This window comes from Nostoc sp. DedQUE05 (genome assembly GCF_034530955.1).
Lineage (GTDB): Bacteria > Cyanobacteriota > Cyanobacteriia > Cyanobacteriales > Nostocaceae > Nostoc.
This window is the reverse complement of the sequence record NZ_JAVRCB010000024.1, coordinates 108788-128705: the sequence shown is the minus strand read 5'-3', so window position 1 is coordinate 128705 and position 19918 is coordinate 108788. Positions and strand designations below refer to the sequence as shown.

At 41.0% G+C, this 19918-nt stretch carries 22 protein-coding genes; 13 read left to right on the top strand and 9 right to left on the bottom strand.

Annotated elements, in window-relative coordinates; genetic code table 11:
- The first annotated feature begins 86 nt into the window (after positions 1-86).
- Both RMZ42_RS18945 and RMZ42_RS18940 read left to right on the top strand, forming a co-directional pair.
- Positions 87-1217 (top strand): CO2 hydration protein, encoded by a 1131-nt coding sequence (locus tag RMZ42_RS18945; RefSeq protein ID WP_322672843.1) that lies wholly within the window; start codon positions 87-89, stop codon positions 1215-1217.
- The gene (locus RMZ42_RS18940) at positions 1214-2044 is read left to right on the top strand and encodes a class I SAM-dependent methyltransferase (RefSeq protein WP_322672839.1); all 831 of its coding nucleotides are present in this window, start codon (positions 1214-1216) and stop codon (positions 2042-2044) included. Before RMZ42_RS18945 ends, RMZ42_RS18940 begins: the two co-directional genes overlap by 4 nt.
- Positions 2045-2063: 19 nt before the next feature.
- Here RMZ42_RS18940 and RMZ42_RS18935 read toward each other — a convergent pair whose 3' ends face one another.
- Both RMZ42_RS18935 and RMZ42_RS18930 read right to left on the bottom strand, forming a co-directional pair.
- Complete coding sequence (locus RMZ42_RS18935; RefSeq protein ID WP_322672838.1) at positions 2064-2531, bottom strand: GNAT family N-acetyltransferase; 468 nt, start codon at positions 2529-2531, stop codon at positions 2064-2066.
- 146 nt (positions 2532-2677) lie between these two features.
- Positions 2678-3463: a Uma2 family endonuclease gene (locus RMZ42_RS18930; protein WP_322672837.1), complete on the bottom strand. Its 786-nt coding sequence runs from the start codon at positions 3461-3463 to the stop codon at positions 2678-2680.
- Between the two features lie 190 nt (positions 3464-3653).
- On the opposite strand from RMZ42_RS18930, the gene RMZ42_RS18925 reads away from it, so the two are divergent.
- Positions 3654-4688, top strand: a complete 1035-nt coding sequence (locus RMZ42_RS18925; protein WP_322672836.1) for a serine/threonine-protein kinase — start codon at positions 3654-3656, stop codon at positions 4686-4688.
- A gap of 141 nt (positions 4689-4829) precedes the next feature.
- On the top strand, positions 4830-6164 hold the full coding sequence (locus RMZ42_RS18920; protein ID WP_322672835.1) for a serine/threonine-protein kinase: 1335 nt from the start codon (positions 4830-4832) through the stop codon (positions 6162-6164).
- A gap of 235 nt (positions 6165-6399) precedes the next feature.
- On the opposite strand, the gene RMZ42_RS18915 is transcribed toward RMZ42_RS18920, so the two are convergent.
- From RMZ42_RS18915 to RMZ42_RS18905, 3 genes are all read right to left on the bottom strand, one after another.
- Positions 6400-6882: a transcriptional regulator gene (locus RMZ42_RS18915; protein WP_322672834.1), complete on the bottom strand. Its 483-nt coding sequence runs from the start codon at positions 6880-6882 to the stop codon at positions 6400-6402.
- 105 nt (positions 6883-6987) lie between these two features.
- Positions 6988-7353, bottom strand: a complete 366-nt coding sequence (locus RMZ42_RS18910; protein WP_322672833.1) for a hypothetical protein — start codon at positions 7351-7353, stop codon at positions 6988-6990.
- 168 nt (positions 7354-7521) lie between these two features.
- Positions 7522-7749: a hypothetical protein gene (locus RMZ42_RS18905; protein ID WP_322672832.1), complete on the bottom strand. Its 228-nt coding sequence runs from the start codon at positions 7747-7749 to the stop codon at positions 7522-7524.
- A 71-nt stretch (positions 7750-7820) separates the two neighbouring features.
- On the opposite strand from RMZ42_RS18905, the gene RMZ42_RS18900 reads away from it, so the two are divergent.
- From RMZ42_RS18900 to RMZ42_RS18865, 8 genes are all read left to right on the top strand, one after another.
- A complete protein-coding gene (locus tag RMZ42_RS18900) occupies positions 7821-7958 on the top strand; it encodes a hypothetical protein (protein ID WP_322672831.1) in 138 nt (45 codons plus the stop codon).
- Between the two features lie 277 nt (positions 7959-8235).
- The gene (locus tag RMZ42_RS18895) at positions 8236-8730 is read left to right on the top strand and encodes a hypothetical protein (RefSeq protein ID WP_322672830.1); all 495 of its coding nucleotides are present in this window, start codon (positions 8236-8238) and stop codon (positions 8728-8730) included.
- Positions 8731-9085: 355 nt separating this feature from the next.
- Entirely contained in the window at positions 9086-9409 is a 324-nt protein-coding gene (locus RMZ42_RS18890; protein ID WP_322672829.1) for a DUF6464 family protein, read from the top strand.
- Between the two features lie 290 nt (positions 9410-9699).
- Positions 9700-10986 (top strand): ABC transporter substrate-binding protein, encoded by a 1287-nt coding sequence (locus RMZ42_RS18885; RefSeq protein ID WP_322672828.1) that lies wholly within the window; start codon positions 9700-9702, stop codon positions 10984-10986.
- 7 nt (positions 10987-10993) lie between these two features.
- Positions 10994-11944: a branched-chain amino acid ABC transporter permease gene (locus tag RMZ42_RS18880; protein ID WP_322672827.1), complete on the top strand. Its 951-nt coding sequence runs from the start codon at positions 10994-10996 to the stop codon at positions 11942-11944.
- Positions 11945-11957: 13 nt separating this feature from the next.
- Positions 11958-12560 carry a Uma2 family endonuclease gene (locus tag RMZ42_RS18875; protein ID WP_322672826.1) on the top strand — a complete coding sequence of 201 codons (603 nt, stop codon included), beginning with the start codon at positions 11958-11960 and terminating at the stop codon, positions 12558-12560.
- A gap of 53 nt (positions 12561-12613) precedes the next feature.
- Positions 12614-13561, top strand: a complete 948-nt coding sequence (locus tag RMZ42_RS18870) for a branched-chain amino acid ABC transporter permease (RefSeq protein ID WP_322672825.1) — start codon at positions 12614-12616, stop codon at positions 13559-13561.
- A 52-nt stretch (positions 13562-13613) separates the two neighbouring features.
- Entirely contained in the window at positions 13614-14405 is a 792-nt protein-coding gene (locus tag RMZ42_RS18865) for an ABC transporter ATP-binding protein (RefSeq protein WP_322672824.1), read from the top strand.
- Positions 14406-14407: 2 nt separating this feature from the next.
- Here the strand turns inward: RMZ42_RS18865 and RMZ42_RS18860 are convergent, their stop codons facing one another.
- A complete protein-coding gene (locus tag RMZ42_RS18860) occupies positions 14408-15259 on the bottom strand; it encodes an Rpn family recombination-promoting nuclease/putative transposase (protein WP_322672823.1) in 852 nt (283 codons plus the stop codon).
- A 160-nt stretch (positions 15260-15419) separates the two neighbouring features.
- Between RMZ42_RS18860 and RMZ42_RS18855 the strand changes: the two genes are divergently transcribed.
- Positions 15420-16151, top strand: a complete 732-nt coding sequence (locus tag RMZ42_RS18855; protein ID WP_322672822.1) for an ABC transporter ATP-binding protein — start codon at positions 15420-15422, stop codon at positions 16149-16151.
- Positions 16152-16194: 43 nt separating this feature from the next.
- Here RMZ42_RS18855 and RMZ42_RS18850 read toward each other — a convergent pair whose 3' ends face one another.
- Genes RMZ42_RS18850 through devC (RMZ42_RS18840) form a run of 3 tightly spaced genes read right to left on the bottom strand, consistent with a single transcriptional unit; the run spans position 16195 to position 19890 of the window.
- On the bottom strand, positions 16195-17514 hold the full coding sequence (locus tag RMZ42_RS18850; RefSeq protein ID WP_322672821.1) for an ATP-binding cassette domain-containing protein: 1320 nt from the start codon (positions 17512-17514) through the stop codon (positions 16195-16197).
- 32 nt (positions 17515-17546) lie between these two features.
- On the bottom strand, positions 17547-18740 hold the full coding sequence (gene devC / locus RMZ42_RS18845; protein WP_322672820.1) for an ABC transporter permease DevC: 1194 nt from the start codon (positions 18738-18740) through the stop codon (positions 17547-17549).
- Positions 18730-19890 carry an ABC transporter permease DevC gene (gene devC / locus RMZ42_RS18840; protein ID WP_322672819.1) on the bottom strand — a complete coding sequence of 387 codons (1161 nt, stop codon included), beginning with the start codon at positions 19888-19890 and terminating at the stop codon, positions 18730-18732. Before devC (RMZ42_RS18840) ends, devC (RMZ42_RS18845) begins: the two co-directional genes overlap by 11 nt.
- Positions 19891-19918: the final 28 nt, after the last annotated feature.

The following is a 19918-nucleotide window of genomic DNA, read 5'->3' as shown; positions in this document are numbered from 1 at the left end:
CAATGCCCAATGCCCAATGCCCAATGCCCAATGCCCAATGCCCAATGCCCAATACCCCAATTCCTAAACTTTTTGGAGAGATGCCAATGGTAACTATTAAAAAAAAAGCTCCTCACAATCCCTTAGCTGAGTATATTGAACGCCTACAAAAAGGAGATGCATTACTCCCTGATAGTCCAGAGAATGTATTAGAAGTTGTTGGTATTCTTAAAAGCTATGGGGTAGTTTTAGATGCTTACTCAATAAATCTTAACTATATTGCCGAGCATCAGTTTTTAGTATTTTTCCCATTTTTTAAATACTTTAATGGAGAGGTTTCTTTTCAGAAATTACTCCGTCACTGGTGGCATGACCGAATCAATTTTGAATATGCCGAATATTGCATGAAAGGCATGATGTGGCATGGTGGCGGCGGACTAGATACGTATTTAGATACACAAGAATTTCAAGAAAGAGCGCAAGCCGTTATTGCCGCAAAATTTAAAAATAATCCCTTGATTCTGGGTATTAACCAACTGTTTCCAGATTTCTTAACAGAACAGTTGCGCGTCTCTGCTTACTACACCGGTTTAGGTCAATTCTGGCGAGTCATGGCTGATATGTTCCTCAACTTATCAGACCGCTATGACCGAGGCGAAATCAAATCGATTTCCCAAGTTGTAGACCACATTAAATCAGGATTAGTGGCAAATGCATCAAACCCAATTACCTACGCTGTCAAAATTCGAGGTAAGGTCTATGAAATCATTCCCAAAAGCGTTGGTTTGACTTTCTTAGCAGATACAGCAATACCTTATGTAGAGGCAGTATTTTTCCGGGGAACTCCTTTCCACGGTACTGTTTCATACAACGCCCAAGCTTATCAAATCTCTCCCGATCAAAGTCGATTTCAATATGGTGCATTGTATGCCGATCCTTTACCCATCGGTGGCGCGGGTATTCCTCCTACCTTGTTGATGCAAGATATGCGTCATTATCTTCCAGAATATTTGCACGAAATTTATCGTCGCAGTCTTCGGGGTGAAGATGATTTGCGAGTTCAAATTTGTATGAGTTTCCAAAAATCGATGTTTTGCGTGACGACAGCAACGATTTTGGGACTGATGCCTCATCCTTTAGATACTAAAGATCCAAATGAGCAAAAAGTTAATCGAGTTTATTTAGAAAAGTGGATGAGTCGGTTACAAACTTCGCGGTTGCTGGATGTGAATAAATGACGGATAATTCCATCATTACTCACGAGGCATTCAAGCAATTTGAGCGCGACAAATTTTCTCTTATAGCTCAAGAATACGATCGCGCGATCGCTGTTGTGACTTCTCAAGTAGATGAAGCCATATTGGATGCCGTTGGAGCTAAGTCTGGTATTCGATTGCTAGACGTGGCTTGCGGCACTGGCTGGCTTAGTGCCGCAGCACTAAAGCGGCAAGCTATAGTCACAGGATTAGACTTTGCAGAGAATATGGTGGCCATTGCCAAAGTGCGATGTCCTCAAGGGTCATTCTATCATGGGGACGCTGAAAACCTAACTTTCGAGTCGGGCCAGTTTGAGGCGGTGGTTTGTAACTTGGGTATCCTCCATTTCCCCAACCCAGAAAAAGCGATCGCTGAATCCTTTCGCGTACTCAAACCGGGAGGACGCTATGCTTTCACCTGCTGGACACCGCCAACGCGCAATCCATTTATGGCTCTGATACTGGGTTCAGTGCAGACTTATGGCAGCATGGATGTGAACCTACCTTCTGGGCCACCCCTGTTTCGCTTTGGCGACCCCACTGAATGCGAAATGGTTTTAAGCGCCGAGGGATTCACTCAGGTGTCTGTCACTGAACTCCCCATCAAATGGACTTTCTCTACACCTGAAGATGTCATGCCAAAGATTATTGTAAGTTCGGCGCGTCTGGGGTCAATATTGGCAATGCAAACCGATGAACAACGGCGTAATATTGAAAACGCAATTATTGAGGGAGCCTCAAAGTATGTCACAGAAAATGGTGTGGAAATTCCTGCTTCTGTGATGCTAGCTGTCGCTTACAAACCATAAGCTAGAACAACCTTTGAATTTAGTAATTTTTTAAGTATTTTTCCATGACAAAATTTATCAGCTTTTGCCCTCTACGCTCTACTTCTTGCTTTTTGATAACAATAAATCCTTGACTCTCAAAAAAAGGTTTAGCTGTAATACTGGCTTCTGTATATAACTTTTTCAACCCTAAAGAGTTTGCTTTTAATTCAATCTGTTCTAAGATTTTCTTACCAACACCTTTCCTTTGAAAATCTTTATGACAATAGAAACGATCGATATGACCATTAGCTTCTAATTCTCCAAAACCAATAATTTTGTCTTCTTCTGCTACATAAGTAAACTTGCTTCCTAAACTTTTAATCCAAACTTCAATATCCATGTTTGCTGGTGCCCAAGCATCTACTTGTTCTTGTGTGTAATCGTGAATATTCACTTCATGAATAGTGTCGTAGAACAATGTCATAATTTCTTCGGTATCAGCTATTTCGTATATTCTTAATTTCATAAAGAAAGTAATTAATTACAAATAATCCCTCTTCTAAGAAACAAGGCAGGAGGCAGGAGGCAGAAGGCAGAAGGGAAGAGGATTTGACTTGTTTCTTCCATCCATAACGGAATGGATGTAAATAAGTAGTTGATTTTTTATCGATATTATGCTTCTGGTTCAATGCCGAGCGATCGCAATTGAGCAATCAGAATCTCATTTCGTTGGCGTTCAAGTTCTGCGCGTTGGTGTTCAAGTTCTGCGCGTTGGTGTTCTTGTTGTGCGCGCTGGCGTTCAAGTTCTGCTCTTTCATCGCCAGTCAACAATAAATTACCTTGCAAATCCCACCAACGTAACCAGGGCAATTCCACGTTTTGATAAACTCCAAGCCTTATGCCTAACTCCACTCCTAAAGGAGGTATAGGATAATGTCCTCGTTCATTTGCTGCTAATAACTGGTATTGTCCACCAATCAATTCATACACTTCTATACTGGCTTTATTCACTTCATAAATGCCATAAAACGGAGGACGAATTACTTGCTCATAAATCCAAAATTTGCCCTTCCAAGGGGTTGTATCTCGTTCTTCACTCCCATCACCAGAGACGAATTCTAAGACAATTAATGGAGCGATGTGTTCTCGCCAAAATACATAAGAACGGCGCGTCAATCCATCTAGTAAGGGCGGGACATTTCCTACATAAAACCAATCCGGTGCTGCTGCTCCTTTCTCTGGAGGATCTGTCAACCGCCAGTAAATACCTAAGTCCTGACCTATACAATATTGACCTTCTGGATGTAATTGCTGGAGAATGGGTGTAATTGAATCCGTTAGTAAGATACTTTGGGGATGCTCTTGCCAATTTTTCACAAAGGTGCCGTCAGAGTCTGGTAGCTGCGTGTGGTCAGGAAATGGGGTGAGATCGGTATCGAGGTTGATTGCAGAGGTCATAAGTTACCTTTGCACTAGCTAAAGGTTGTTTTTAGTTTAGCAATAGAGAGAGAAAAAAGCGTAGGCGTAGCCCGCACTTCGACAAGCTCAGTGACCATCGTAGACATCGCACCTGTTCTGCCAAACTAGGCTCAAGTTATTAAAGCTCTCTTGTGTGAGAATTAATCTAAGCATTTTGGGAGTTGCAAAGATGGCTTGGGTAGCTGGCGATCGCTTGCAAGGTGGAAAATACACCATTGAAAGAGAGTTGGGAAGAGGACGCTTTGGCATCACCTATTTGGTCAAAAATCAGAATGGCGATCGCCAAGTCATCAAAACCTTAAATGACAATTTACTAAATTCCCTAAACCAGTTAGAACGCGAACGGCTAAAAACAATGTTTTTGCGGGAGGCTTTAAAGCTTCAAAAGTGTAAGCATAAGTATATTGTGGAGGTCGTAGATTCCTTTGAGGAAGCAGACTGTTTGTGTTTGGTAATGGAGTATGTGGATGAAGTGAGTTTGGCTGACCTCCGCCCACCAACACTTTCGGAACCAGACGCACTACGTTACATTCGGCAAATTGGGGAAGCACTGATAGTTGTACATGAAAATGAACTGATTCATCGGGATGTGCATCCAGGAAATATTTTGTTGCGGAAGCGAGAGGGACAGCTAGAAGCGGTACTAATTGATTTTGGTTTAGCTTTAGACTTTGACCATATCTTAACCACAAGCCGAACTAAGGAAACTTCTGATGGATTTACGCCCCCTGAACTTTACGCTAGAGGTACTATAACTCGTGCATATAGCGATATTTATTCACTAGCAGCTACTCTGTATAAACTTCTGACAGGAAGAACACCTGTTAATGCAGTAAAGCGCAAAGTGGACGGCGAGCATTTAGTGTCTCCAAAAGAATGGAATCCTCAGATTAGCGATCGCACAAACCGAGCAATTTTAACAGGTATGAAGCTAGATCCTAAAGAGCGTCCTCAATCAATGCGAGAATGGCTTGATTCTTTGGGCTTAACTGGGGAGACTTCTCAGCCTGTGGCAACTGTATCCTCGAATACTAACTCGAACTGGGATAAAAAAATTCAGTTTTGGACTGTGGTGATAGCGGCGATCGGAGTTTTTATAGCCTTACTTGCAGCCATACCTTCTTGGATTCCTATTTTCAAACCCTCTCCATCTTCCAGTCCACCATCACTGTCGCCCACTCCCTCATCTAGTAAAATACCGTAGATTTAGGTAAACTTTCATCAGGGTGTTGATATTAAAGTAATGATTTTGACTCATGCCCAATTATCTAAAGAGATTGTCTTATATATTGTTGAGCGTGCCTTAATTACGAATTACGAATTACGAATTATTTAGAGGTCATTTATGCCTTGGATAGCAGGACAACAATTGCTAGGTGGCAAATATGTAATTGAGCAAGTTCTGGGACAGGGGGGATTTGGAATTACCTATAAGGCTTTGCATGTTGAACTAAAGCAAACAGTTGTAATTAAGACACCTAATGAACACCTCAACCAAGATCCGGAATATGAAAAGTACATAGAGAGATTTATTGAAGAAGGGCGGATACTCGCACGCTTATCTCAAGACCCTCATCCTCATATTGTGAGAGTGAGTGATTTGTTTCGGGAAGGTGCTACCCACTGTTTAGTGATGGACTTTGTTGAGGGAGAAAATTTATTTGAAGCGGTGAAGCGTAAGGGGGCTTTACCAGAAGCAGAGATTCTACCCTGCATCCGCCAAATTGGGGAAGCTTTGAGCGTAGTGCATCAAGCAGGTTTAGTACATAGAGATGCCCATCCTGGAAACATCATGGTGCGGAGTAATGGCAAAGCCGTTTTAATTGACTTTGGAATCGCTAAAGAACTTTTACCTAAAACTTTGAGTTCAAAGAGTATTGCGGGTAATGAAGGGTTTGCGCCCTATGAACAGATTAGCAGAGGTAGTCGAGAGCCAACAGTAGATGTTTATTGTTTGGCTGCTACACTTTATTATGCAGTAACAGGTCAACGCCCTACAGCTTCTCTGACTCGCAAGCTCGATAATGCTCTTTTAACTCCACCTAAACAAATTAATCCAAGCATCAGCGATCAATTAAATCAAGCAATTCTCAAGGGTATGGCGCTGGAGGCAAAAGACCGCCCTCAGTTGATGCAGGTATGGTTAGCAATGTTAGAAGCACTAAAAGCAACGCCTCCACCATCTGTTGATCTAGTTCATAAAAAAGAAGTTGTCCGTTCCAAAGCCAAGCTCAACTCAGAAGCAATTCCAGGTAAACCAGCTACGAAATCACCTAGAATTATTCCCTGGGGCTGGTTGGTTGGTGTATTATTAAGCTACTTATTAATAGGCTACTTGTTAGCCGCGTTAAAGGCTTCGTATATAGTTTGGGCTGTAGCTGTAACCGTGGCTAGTGCTTGGGCTGTAGCTGTAACCGTGGCTAGTACTTGGGCTGTAGCCGTAGCCATGGCTGGTGCTGTGGCTGGGGCTGTGGCTGTGGCTGGGGCTGGGGCTGGGGCTGTGATTGAGGTTATATTTTGGGTTGTGGCTTGGGTTGTGGTTTGGGTTGTGGCTGAGGCTGGAGATGAATTACGAAAATCTTTTAGCAAGGTTCATACTTTTCTAATTTTAGCTAGCACTTCTAGTCTAGGCTTGGGTTTGGGATGGTTAGCACATAGAATTTTTGGTACAGGTTCATAGTTTACTCAAGCTCTAGAAGCTAACTAACAAAAGATTTTGTAGCTGTTGTATCGAGTGGAAAAGCGATGTCTAAGGACAAGCCCTTCGGGTTTGGGGGTTCGCAATCGACGGGAACCGCCAAGACTGCGACCCCCTCACCGTTGCGCGTCTACGCACCTTTAACCTCATACCAAAATATTAAATTTCCGGCTCAATACTAAGCGCTGGTTTTAAGAGCGTTGTTATAGAAGATAAGCTAAATAATTAAACTGATATCTACATTAAAATAGTCCGCCAACGCTTCTGCTTGAGTTTTACTAATAGTGCCGCCATTAACAATTTGCGAGGCAATTTCCAATGAACCAATTACCTCAGCTAATGCTTCGGTTGTAGTATCGCGTGCGTCCATTAGATGTACCAACATCGAATTGGGTGTACCTTGGAGAATTGGGTAATGGGTTTCTTCAAACTGCTCAATTAAAGTCACCAACAGTTGCAACAGCATTTCTTCTTCTGGTGTACGATTGGGACGATGTTCTAAGGTTAATGCGAGTGCGATCGCTTGTTCGTTTTCTGCCTCCGTGGTAATGATTTTTGGCTGATACTCGGCTAGCAATTTACCATAAGATTCTGGATTAAAAGTACGGGTCATTTTTCCATTTATAGCTTCCAGTTCAACGCCGAGCGATGTCTGACGACAACCTGCTATGCGTCTACGCCATATTTCTCTAAAACTCAAGCGATCGCTATTTAAATGTTATCTTTTTTCTATTGGTTCGCCACCTAACCAAGAATCTCCCGAATTCAATTCGGGAGAGTGTCAAAAAACCCAAATGTATTGTCTTTATAAAGCAACAACCTCTTGCTTAGGCTTCCGCACTGGACGCTTGCGTTCGCTGCGACGAACGCCCCCTGCCATTTTGTATTCATCACTATTCTTGCCATACTTTGCAGCTACACTGACTAACACATGTTCTGTTAGTTCCATCAGCAACTTTTCCTCTAATTCAAAGGCTCCCTGAGTTATATCCACAGTGGAGAGGCTGGAGTTATAAACTTCCAATTTGTCCTGTGTTTTTTTGATGGCGGCGGCAAAGGTGTCAATAGTAACTCCATTACCTAAATCTAAGGTGGGACTAATCGATTTCAAAGCCGCAATTCGACGCTGTGCCCTATCAAGTACTTTAGACCCACGTGTTCGACGTGACATAAATAACTTTCCTTCTATCGATCGTGTACTAAGATAAAAACTGACTTCTATCCTGTCTTTACACCATTAGGATAAACAAAATCGTGGCGATCGACACCAGCAATATTCAGTATATATAAACTATTTAATACAAAAATTAGTATATTTGTTGCGTGAATTTATTGAAACTTATCCGAATTCAATAAACGCTTGCCCGAATTCAATAAACGCTTGCCCGAATTCAATAAACGCTTGCCCGAATTCAATAAACGCTCGAACGAATTCAACAAACGATTGCCCGAATTCAACAAACGATCGCCCGAATTCAACAAACGATCGCCCGAATTCAACAAACGACCGCCCGAATTCAACAAATGACTGCCCGAATTCAATATCGCGCTTCTCGCTTGATTGCAATATCGAACTGCTATTTAACGCTGTGTGCAACTTAATTTTGTTAAACCTTGATTCATTGTGGGGTAGGCATCTTGCCTGCCCAGAAAGGACGGACAAGATGTGCATCCCACAAGAATAAAAAAAGTCGCACATCGCGTTATTTAATTTTTGTGAAGCTCGGTGCGCCTTTATCTCGCTTCGCTAATGAAGATTCCCTGCGATCGCTATGAAAGGGAATTGGAAAGGGGGACGGTTTGGTATTACTTATTTCGTAAAAAACAGGAATAGCGATCGCCAAGTCATTAAAACCTTAAATGATGATTTACTTTTACGCCCCTTGAGCTTTACGCTCAACATACTCTTTACCCCACCCCCAACCCCTCCCCTTACCAAGGGGAGAGGCAGTTTTGGCTTTAGACAAAACCAGGGTGGGGTAATATTATAGTACAAATTTACTAATTAGCTGCTAAAATGCTTTAAAAGTCAGCTAGCCTTGCTTGAGGTAGTATGAAAAAAATTCCAGACACGGACAAAAAGCCTATTTTGCTATTCCAGCCTACATTTGTAACTACTGCTATAGTGCCACTGCAACCCCAAGAAAAAAAAATCATCAGTGAACGGGAGCGTTTTATAATACAAGTCGAACGCATCAATCAGATGGCACAAGAGTTAGAAGCAGCGATATTAGAGTTGAAAGCGATCGCTAACAAAATGAATACTCAAAAACGTTGCCCATTCTTGATAAAAGAGATATGCAAAAATATTTGTCAGTATTTCGCAGTTAGCATCCCTTGGGTGAAACGAAAGTCTGACGAATCATTTATTTTGACAACGCGAAAAGTTGATTTATTCCGAGCCGAAAGGGAAGCTGCACTGCTAGCACAGCAACTTCGTCAGCAAACCAAAAAAAGATTAGCATCGCAGCGACACAGAAAAAACAAGAATGGGGCTGAAGCTGACACAAAACGCTTCTTCAAAAAGGTATTAGTCAACAAATCTTAAAATTTTAGCAAGGGACTGGGGACTGGTGACACTTCGACAAGCTCAGTGCATCGCTGGGGATTGGGTGAAAAGTCTTGTTGTGTCTAAGTTTTATCATCTGTTAATGTCCTAACCACCAAGGCTTGTGCTATATCAACATTCAACGGCAGATCGCCTCTGAGGTTGTAACAGTTATGCTGATTGAAGTGGCAGAAGGAACTCGTTTCTCAAAATTGCTAGATACTACACTGCCATTATTTCTTTGCAATCATAGTTGGTGACAAAGAAACAAAGCCGTCCTAATATTTGCACTTCCGTAAAACCAGAGTGTAACATCAGGGACAATCAATCAGCGCACAGAAGAGGTAAAAAGAAGGTGTTAAAAACACTTTTAGTGATTGCCGTTGGTTTTTTACCGTCCCTGTTTTCCTTGTGGATGATCCGTAGAACCCAGCGATCGCGCTTGCGGATGAGGCAAGCAGCCATGAATTTTCCAGTGGTACAGGGACGGCAAAACCTTAGACCTGTGGAAGGCGATCGCTATTATTTAGAAGGGGTAGGTTATCTGATTGGCGATATCAGCTGCAAGTTTAATGCCCGATCTGGCTATATCCGTTGTGCTATTAATCCTGAAGGCCCGTGTAACGGTTGCCGTCACTACGAACCTAGAGAATTAACTGGTAATGAAAAAAGTACTTAAGATTCTCACTCAATACTTAACCTACCTAAAATTACCTGGTTAACCCAGACGCTATGACGTAGATAGTTTTCTGGCGACTTCATAGCACTAGAACCAGGGAATGATAAAATCATTACTAATTATAATAATTTGTATTTACAAGCACTTTGAATATTTCTCTTTGCATGGTGAAATAAGAATGATTTAATAGAATTCGTGCAAAAGTGTAAATCTGCATCATTTTGTTTGCAGATTATGAACTTTACTATTAACTCTTGCCGAATATCTCATAACTAGATGATTATCCAACGATGAACAACGCGATCGCTCGGACAACAGCATTATTATCAACTTGCGCTTTGCTACTAACAGGCTGTGGTGGTGGCACTAGCACAGTGACAAATTCTCCCACTAATAGTCCAAATACTAGTCCAAATAGTATTCCAAATAGTACCCCAAATAATACTGCAACCAATACCCCAGCAACAACGGGTACATTATCAAGTGCTATTCCTATTGGTATTGGTGTTGCCCAAACTAGCAATGTGGCATTACTTGGTCAAGAGCAAGTCGCTGGAGCCAAACTTGCCCAAAAGTATTTTAATAGTAAAGGTGGTGTTAATGGCACACCAATAAAATTAGTTTTTCAAGATACTAGCGGTGATGAAGCAGGAGCAATTAACGCTTTTCAAACTCTAATTAATAGAGATAAAGTTATTGGAATTGTGGGCCCGACTTTGTCACAGCAAGCCTTTAGTGCCGATCCCATTGGCGAACGGGCAAAAGTACCAATTATTGGCCCATCAAATACTGCTAAAAATATTCCCGAAATTGGTGATTACGTTGCTCGTGTTTCTGCACCAGTTTCCATCGTTGCACCTAATTCGGTGAAAGCGGCACTTAAGCAAAATCCTCAACTGAAAAAAGTTGCAGTTTTCTACGCCCAAAATGATGCATTTAGCAAGTCAGAAACGGAAATTTTTCAGCAAACAGTTAAGGATCAAGGGCTAGAATTGGTAACAGTGCAAAAATTCCAAACTAGTGACACAGATTTTCAAAGTCAAGCAACCAATGCGATTAATCTCAAACCAGATTTGGTAATTATTTCTGGCTTGGCTGCTGATGGTGGTAATTTAGTTAGGCAATTGCGGGAACTGGGTTATAAAGGTTTAATTGTCGGTGGAAATGGTCTAAATACATCGAATTTATTGCCAGTTTGTAAAGCACTTTGTGATGGGGTATTGATTGCTCAAGCCTACAGTCCAGAACATCCAGGTGAAATTAACACGGCATTTCGTAAAGCTTATATTGAAGAATATAAAAAAGAACCACCCCAATTTAGCGCCCAAGCTTTTGCAGCAGTGCAGGTTTATGTCGAAGCACTCCAATCTTTAGATAAAAAGAGCAAAGTCAATAAACTACAGCTACCAGAATTACGGACGCAGTTAAATAAACAAATACTTGAAGGAACATACAATACACCATTGGGTGAAATTGGTTTTACTCCTACAGGTGAAGTTGTGCAAAAAGATTTTTATGTTGCTCAAATCAAAATGGAAAAAGACGGTAGTCAAGGTAAATTTACATTTCTAAAATAGTTGCTAAATGAATATTAATATCTTTTTGCAGCAATTATTAAATGGGTTATCCATTGGTAGCGTCTATGCAATTTTCGCCTTGGGATATACTTTGGTTTATTCGATTTTGGGCATTATTAATTTAGCTCATGGCGCGATTTTTACCTTGGGTGCATATTTCACTTATGCACTTATGGGTGGGAACTTTGGATTTAATGGTTTGCTGGCTAATGCAGCCTTGCCAATAAAATTACCATTTGCTATATCCTTAATTTTAGGAAGCACCTTGGCAGGATTGGTAGGGGTAGTGATGGAACGCGTTGCTTTTCAACCTTTGCGCCGTCAAGGCTCCGATCCTTTGCTAACTGTTGTTTCCAGTTTGGGGGTAGCAGTAGTAATTGTGAATTTAATCCAGTATTTAATAGGCGCGGAAAGTTACACATACCCCGCAAATACTTATGGTAATTTGCCACCTGCAATTAACTTTGGTAGTTCAGAAAACCCGATTCCAATTCGTAGTGTTCAAGTGGTAATTTTTACTGTGTCAGTAGCGATTGTGGCAATTCTTACCTATTTTATCAATCGGACTAAATATGGTAAGGCAATGCAAGCGATCGCAGAAGATCCAACTACAGCTAGTTTGTTAGGAATTAATAGCGATCGCTTTATCATCCTAACCTTTTTCATTAGCAGTTTTTTAGCAGGATTAGCAGGAACTTTAGTTGCCTCTAGTGTTAGTATTGCAGGGCCATATTTCGGCATTGCTTTTGGTTTGCGGGGTTTAGCAGTAATTGTCTTAGGTGGTTTAGGTAGTATTCCTGGTGCAGTGTTGGGAGGTTTGTTAATTGGATTAGTAGAGGCGTTTGTTCCTGCTGATTATTCTGGATATAAAGACGCAGTAGCTTTTGCAATTTTGTTTATCATGCTATTAGTTAGACCCCAAGGTTTGTTAGGACGGCGGTTTATTCAGAAAGTTTAAAGAGAGTAGTGCTATGAAAACATATACCAAACAAAAATTAACTTTTGACCAATTTTTAGAACAGTCTTCAGAGTCAGGTTTATATGAACTTGTAGATGGAGAAATTGTAGAAGTGCGTGCAACCAGAAATCATGATGATGTCGCTGACTTTACGGCTGACTCTTTCAAAGATGAAATTAAACGTTTAAATCTTAATTACGTAGTAAAAAATACAGCAGTCTTTAAAACTATAACTGCTAATGGCATAGAGCAAGGGCGCAAGCCTGATGTAAGTGTCATAGATAAAGATAAATGGCGCTCAAATCGTTCTGCTTATGCTGCACTTGAAGAACCCATTCAATTAGCTGTGGAGGTGACATCAACTAATTGGGAAGATGACTACATTGATAAATTAGATGAATATCAACGCTTAGGTATTACAGAATATTGGATTATAGATTATTTGGCAATTGGATTAAGAGAATATTTAGGAAATCCAAAAGTTCCGGCGGTGTTTGTTTTTCTATTAAATGATGATGGTAAATACCAATGTACACATTTTAGAGGTTCAGAACGAATTGTGTCACGAACTTTTCCTGAACTGACGCTGACAGCAGAGGAAATATTAACAGCTTAATAGTTAATAAAAGCGATAGTTTGATTAAACTTAATCAAAATATATTAAATAAAATGGCTGATTTTTTCGCTACTTACGCTTCTTTGATTGTCTCTATGGTATTGGGAGCGCTATTAGGATTATCGCTTTACTTACCCTTAATGACAGGACAATTGTCTTTAGCTAGTCCAGGATTTTATGCTTTAGGTGGATATATTGCAGCAATTTTATCCACCAAAGTTTTTACATCTAGCAGTAGTTTATTTTCAATTCCATTGTTGTTATTAGAGATGTTAATTGCGGGTGTAATTTCTGGTTTTTTGGGTATCTTAGTGGGAATTCCAGCATTACGGTTGCGAGGAATTTATTTAGCGATCGCAACTATCGCTTTTGTGGAAGTTCTGCGCGTTATCTCTCTCAATTTAGACATTACAGGCGGTGCTGTTGGAATTTTTGGCATTCCTCAACCTTTCCAAACACAACTCGAATATTTATGGATTGCTCTGCCATTACTATTAATTAGTATGGTGTTACTTTATCGTTTAGAACGTATCCGCGTCGGCAGGGCTTTTATCGCGATCCGCGAAGATGAATTAGCTGCGGGTGCAATGGGAATCGATCCGACTTATTACAAAGTTTTGGCATTTACATTGGGGGCTATGCTTGCAGGGGTTGTAGGTGCAATTAGCGCTCACTTCCTCAATACCTGGAATGCTCGTCAAGGTACTTTTGATGCCAGCATTATATATTTAACTTTTGTTTTAATTGGTGGTTCGAGAACTTTTTTAGGCCCGGTAATTGGAGGTATGGTATTTACAGCTTTACCAGAGATTCTGCGAAGCCTCGCTGATACTGGTGGTTTACCTAATTGGTTAGCACAGTTTTTGCGAGATGGTAGATTAATTATTTTTGGGTTACTTATAGTAATAGGTACAATCTTTTTCCCTCAAGGGCTAATTACTCCAGATGTTTTTCAAATAAAAAAACGAACCGTCAAGCAGGCAAAGGGCACAAAGGACTAAGAGTTTTAGAGAGTTATTGCGTAAGTTTTATAATTCATAATAATATGCGAAAATGTCACATAGTATTTCAGCAGCTAACAGCAATATTGTCTTAGAAGCAAAAGCATTAACTCGTCGCTTTGGTGGTTTGGTGGCGGTAAATAATGTATCTTTTAGTGTAAATAAACATGAAATTTTTGGGTTGATTGGCCCTAATGGTGCTGGCAAAACAACACTGTTTAATTTGATTACTGCCTTTATTCCACCTTCTGGTGGCCAATTAATTTATCAAGGTGCAGAAGTTTCTCAACTGCGTCCTCATCAAATTGCTGCTTTAGGTATCGCCCGTACTTTCCAAAATATCCGCTTGTTTGGGGAATTATCAGCGTTAGAAAATGTGATAATCGCGCGACATTTACACACCAAAAGTAATATGATTACAGGTGTTTTGGGATTACCACCAGCGCCTCGCGAAGAATTAAAAACTAAGCAAAAAGCTTTCGATTTATTAGATTTAGTAGGATTAAGCGATCGCGCTGACGAGAAAGCCAAAAACTTTGCTTACGGCGATCAGCGTCGCTTAGAAATTGCCCGTGCTTTAGCCTTAGAACCGCAAATTTTACTTCTCGACGAACCGGCGGCGGGAATGAACCCAAATGAAAAGCAGCAATTGAGTGAATTTATCCGTAGCCTGCGCGTTCGCTTCAATTTGACGATCGTCCTTATAGAACACCATGTACCATTGGTTATGGGTTTGTGCGATCGCATTGCTGTATTAGATTTTGGTCAATTAATTGCCTTGGGTGAACCATCTGTAGTCAGAAACGATCCGGCTGTAATTGAAGCTTATTTGGGAAATGAATGAATTTACGTAGACAAAATTACCATAAATTCGTCTAAAGAACTTACAGCGATCGCACTATCCATTAAATTTTCTAATTTTTCCACACTTTCACCCTCAAGCCTTGCTTCCACTTCATGAGGAATTTCACCAAAGCGTCGTCGCAATACTCGGATTAACTGCCGTTGTACACCCTGCTGAAGACCTAGCTGAATACCTCTTTGCTCAATTTCTTGATACCAAGGCGATTCTCGCAATACTGCCATATCCCACCTCATGATTTGTTGTACTAAAGGCGTGTCTAAGACAAAGCTAGCAAAAAATGCCAGCAATGATTCTAATTGGTTCAACTGTGCGTCTGCTCGTAGCGCCTGTAATGCGCGTTGCACAACTGATACCTCTCCCCCTCCTCGCAGGATTGGCACAAAGGGTAACAACGATGGTAGTGGTTGCTCAAAGACTATTTCAGCATCGATTTCCCACAAATTGATCGTGCGATAATCTTGGATAGCACGTAATCCTAAAAATTCCTGCTCGTAACTACTGACAATAGTTAAGTTGGATGAAGGCGGTAAAATGTTGATCAGTACTGGGTAAGTTGGCAATCGATAGCGTTCTTGTGCCAAGGCAGCATAAGCTCTCATCCGTAGAGGCATCTGTGTTGTGTAACGCAGTTGTAGTTCATTGAGTACAAGAAAATCTCCGTCAGTGGCACTGTATGCTTTCACTAACACATCTGTTTCGCGGCTAATCCAGTGAAACTCAGAGCCGAGAATTTCTCTCGCCACAACTTCAGGACGTTGTGTTACCCACTTTACCCATGCATCGGGAGCTAAATTAATTAGTCCTTTGCTACCAATATCTGCTACTTTTCCCACTGGACGCTTGATATATTTATCAGTAATTAATGGTACATCATAAAGATTACGGTATTATGGCGTTAGTTTGAAGTTGAAGCAATGTCTTGGCACTGTTTTAAGAAATGTATGATTGATGTATCTTAGATTTTGAATCAACATTTCTGGATGTAAACCGCCCATGAAAGCCGATAGTAAGCCAAACTATACAATTTTAGAAGTTCAAGAACTTGATGTAAATTATGGCGGTATCCAAGCTTTAAAAAAGATTAATTTAATTATTCAAAAAGGCGAGGTAGTTACTCTAATTGGAGCTAATGGTGCTGGAAAAACAACTACACTCCGTGCCATATCTAAAGTAGTTAATCCTAAGAGTGGCGTAATTATCTATAATGGACATAATATTACTCGTCGCCAAACTCACGAAGTTGTACAACTTGGTATTGCCCATTGTCCTGAAGGACGTAGAGTATTAGCGCGGCAAACTGTATTTGATAATTTACTTTTAGGTGCTTATATTCGCTCCAATCAAGCCGAGATCAAAGCAGATATTGGGCGCCAATTTGAGCTATTTCCCCGCTTGTCACAAAGACGCAATCAACTAGCAGGAACACTCAGTGGTGGCGAACAACAAATGTTAGCGATCGCTCGCGCTGTCATGAGTAAACCACAACTATTGCTTTTAGACGAGCCTAGCTTAGGTTTAGCACCTGCGATCGTTCGGGAAATCTTTTCTATTATTGAAAATCTTCGGGCTACAGGCGTGACTATTTTGTTAGTTGAACAAAACGCAAATTTGGCGCTGCAAATAGCCGATCGCGGTTATGTTTTAGAAGCTGGTTCTATTACCTTAACAGGAGCAGCATCAGAATTGATTAGTGATGAGCGAGTTAAAAAAGCTTATTTAGGGTAAATATTATTCTAACTTCTGAATTCTTCTTCAATTCCCAACAACTCTATTGTTGTAACACCGAGAGAGTACCTTCTAGAATTACACTGAGCGGTGCAGTTAGTTCGCGAAGTAGACGTTCATCATTGGCATCAAAGGGGCTACCTCCTAATTTGTTAGTCAACACAACCACTGCAAACACTTGGTTTTTGCTATTGAACATGGGTAAGCAAAGGATATTACAAGTATGATATCCAGTTGCTCGATCGATTTCTCTATAGAACTGAGGATTTTGCTGAACATCAGTTATATTTACACTCTCACCAGTTGTGGCAACATAACCACTAATACTATCATTCATCGGCAGGAAAATTTCTACCGCTTCTTCATTTTCACTCCGAGAAACCTTAGACCAAAGCTGGTTTTTTTCCCGATCGACTACAAAGATAGTTGCTCGATCCGCACGCATAATTTGGGCAATTTTCCAGGCTAAAGCCCTAATCACTTCCTCAATATTTGCTTTTAACATTTGCTCGCTGAGAATATTCATTGCTTGCAAAACTTGTTCAAATTCTTCTTTGAGCTTCTGAAGCAAACTCAAAAACTGAGGGATTGTTAATTCTTCGAGCGTGCGGCTCAATTCCTCTTTTTTCGCTTTAACTAATGAGGTTGTGGTACTCTCAATGTCTAAAATTGCTTGCTCTGTAGGCGAGGCTAAACGACCATCTTCTAAATGAACAATGCGATCGGCAATATCTAAAATTCGGTTGTCATGTGTTACTAGCAAAATGGTACAATTTTGCTGCTTTGCCAGTTTTTGCATTAGTTCCACCACATCTCGACCACTGGCTTTGTCTAGCGCTGCTGTTGGTTCATCTGCCAAAATCAGTTGGGGTCGGTTTACCAAAGCCCGCGCGATCGCCACTCGTTGTTTTTGTCCGCCCGATAACTGGTGTGGATAAGAATGAATCCGCTTTTGCAGTCCCACTTGCTCTAATATTGCTTGCGATCGCTCTTGCGCTTCTTCCATTGCGATCGCATCATTCAACACCAAAGACATTTGCACGTTTTGGTTTGCGGTTAGGGAACCTAACAAATTATGAGCTTGGAAAATGAACCCTATCTGCTTGCGGACATTTTCCAGCAACCGATTGCTGGCTTTGCTTAACTCGTGTCCTAGTATCTGAAGGCTACCTTCTTGAACAGAACGCAATCCCCCAATTAAAGTTAGCAGTGTTGTCTTTCCAGACCCAGAGGGGCCGGACATAATCACAATTTCTCCAGGATAAATTTTCAGGGAAATATCAAATAATATTTGTTTGCGTAATTGACCCTTGCCATAATAATGGTTGAGGTTTTTGATGACAATAATTGGTTCGTTAGACATCGGTTTATATCAACATCTATTCAAAATCTTTGTTAATAAATATCAGCAGGATCTATTTTTTTAAGTTTTCTGCTGGCAATCAGTCCAGAAATCACACACATTAAAATTGTTAAAAATAACACGAGGCTGATAACGTTAAAATCCATTTCTAATTGCAGCCCTGTAGCCGTAGAAATTAATTTATAAAAAATAGAACTTAAGCAAAAGCCCGGAAAAAAACCAAAAAATGAAAGAATTATAGATTGGAGAAAAACAATACTGACAAGATAAAAATTAGAATGGCCAATGGCTTTCAAAGTACCATATTGAGGTAGATTATCTGTAACATTACTATAAATAATGTTGTAAACTACGACAATACCAACCACAAAACCGATGATTGTTCCTAATCCAAAAATAGCCCCAATTCCAGATGATTGCATCCAATAATCTAGTTCTTTGGCAATAAAATGTTGTTTGGTGTAAACAACTATATCAGATGGTAAAGCTTGATTTAAAAACTTTTCTAGGCGATCGCTATTCGTTCCTGGAGTCACTTTGATTAGACCAATATCAACGTCATTGAGCGATGGACGAAGCTTGGAATCAATGCCAGAAGGTCTAGTTGCAAAGATTCTCAGAAAATTAAGATCGCTGACAATTAAATTGCCATCAGTTACAAAGTCAGCACCCAGTTCAAACGTGCCAATTATTTTGATGTTGACACCAGAAAGCTCAGTCGTCACACCCGGTTGCATAGAACCATAATCTTTGCGAGACCTGCTATCGGTCAATACAGTGTTGGGCATTTTGAGAACAGATTCAGCAGCTTGAATCTCAGGCAAAAGAAAAACAGGATCGTCTAAGTTAAATCCCAGTACTCGAATAGACCTTTCCTCAGCAGTTCCAGAACGTCTCCAACTACCGAGAGTGATATAAAGAGGATAAGCGGCGGCAACGCCCTCAAATTGTCTAGCTTGATATAATCGAGTTCGATTAAAGGTTTCGTCAATAACTGTAACATAGCGTCGCTGACTGAGCATGATTAAATCAGCATTTAATACCTGAATAAACGCAACGTTACTATTCAACATTGCATTCTGAAATCCGAGTTGGGAAAACATCAAAAAAACTGCAAAGGCGATCGCGGCTAATGCTGTGAAAAACTGCGATCGGCGCTGGAGCAGGTTGCGCCAAGCAAGGGAAAACTTAAAAAGGAGAACTCGAACCTTTTTTCTAGAAAACATCAGCGGGATCTGCAACTAATACTTTGCGAGCAACAATAAGTCCAGACGCACTACATGTCAGAATCGTCAAGCCAAATACTAATAACATCCGGCTAACAGTCATGGCGACTGGTAGTCTTGTGGCAATAAAAATGGCATGGTACATGCCCAAAGCCAGAAGACAACCGGGAATAAACCCCAGCGCCGCCAGCACAACCGCTTCTTGGACAACGACTGTCAGCAAACGCAGATTAGTATATCCAATGGCTTTTAAAGTTGCGTATTCGTGCAAGCGTTCAGTGACATCAGAACTCAGGACTTGATAGACAATGACAGTCCCAACTAAAAAAGCCATGACAACGGCAACACCAATGATATAACCGAGCGAAGAAGATTTAACCCAAAATTCCTGCTCTCTGGCCATGGCTTCCTGGCGATCGAACACCTTAATCGTTGCCGGCATGATTTGGCGTAAGCGTTGTACGACTTCATCAACGTTTACACCCGGCTCAACTTTCAGCAGCCCCAGACTCACATCATTTAGCGATCGCCCCGGATTGAGACGAATAAAATTTCCATCGCTAACAATCACAGTGCCATCAGCACGGATAGTGTTATTTAAGCTAAACAACCCCACAATCTCAACTTGTCGCCTGCTCAGTTCAGTTTTCAGACCTACTTCTCTCGGGCCAAATTCGGAGCGTGAAAAGCGATTCATTAGCAAGGTATCTTGGCGTTGCAGGTCTTGTAAATACGGATAAACTTCTGGCACGCGCAACACAGGATCTCGATAATTAAACCCCAAAACCAAAAGCGCTCGTATTCGCGTCGTTTCTACATTGCGCCACGAGCCAAATGACAGGTATAGCGGTCTAGCAGCAGCAACGCCATTCATCCCTCCTGCCTGATACAAATAACGTCGAGGAAAGGGTGGAACATTGGTAGACTCTGGCGACTTGGATGAAATCAATACAATGTCAAAATCGAGGCTGTCATAGAGGAGCGTCGCTCCCTTCATCACTCCGCCAAAGAGTCCAAGTTGCATAAATATTAAGGAAACCGCAAAGCTGATGGCTGAAACTCCCACGCTTAAGCGAGCTTTACTCTGCATTAAGTTGCGCCATGCCAACGGGGGCCCTTTCCAGTGTTTGCGGTGCTGACGTTTAGTCACATTCTCTGACTCCTAATGATTTAGACAT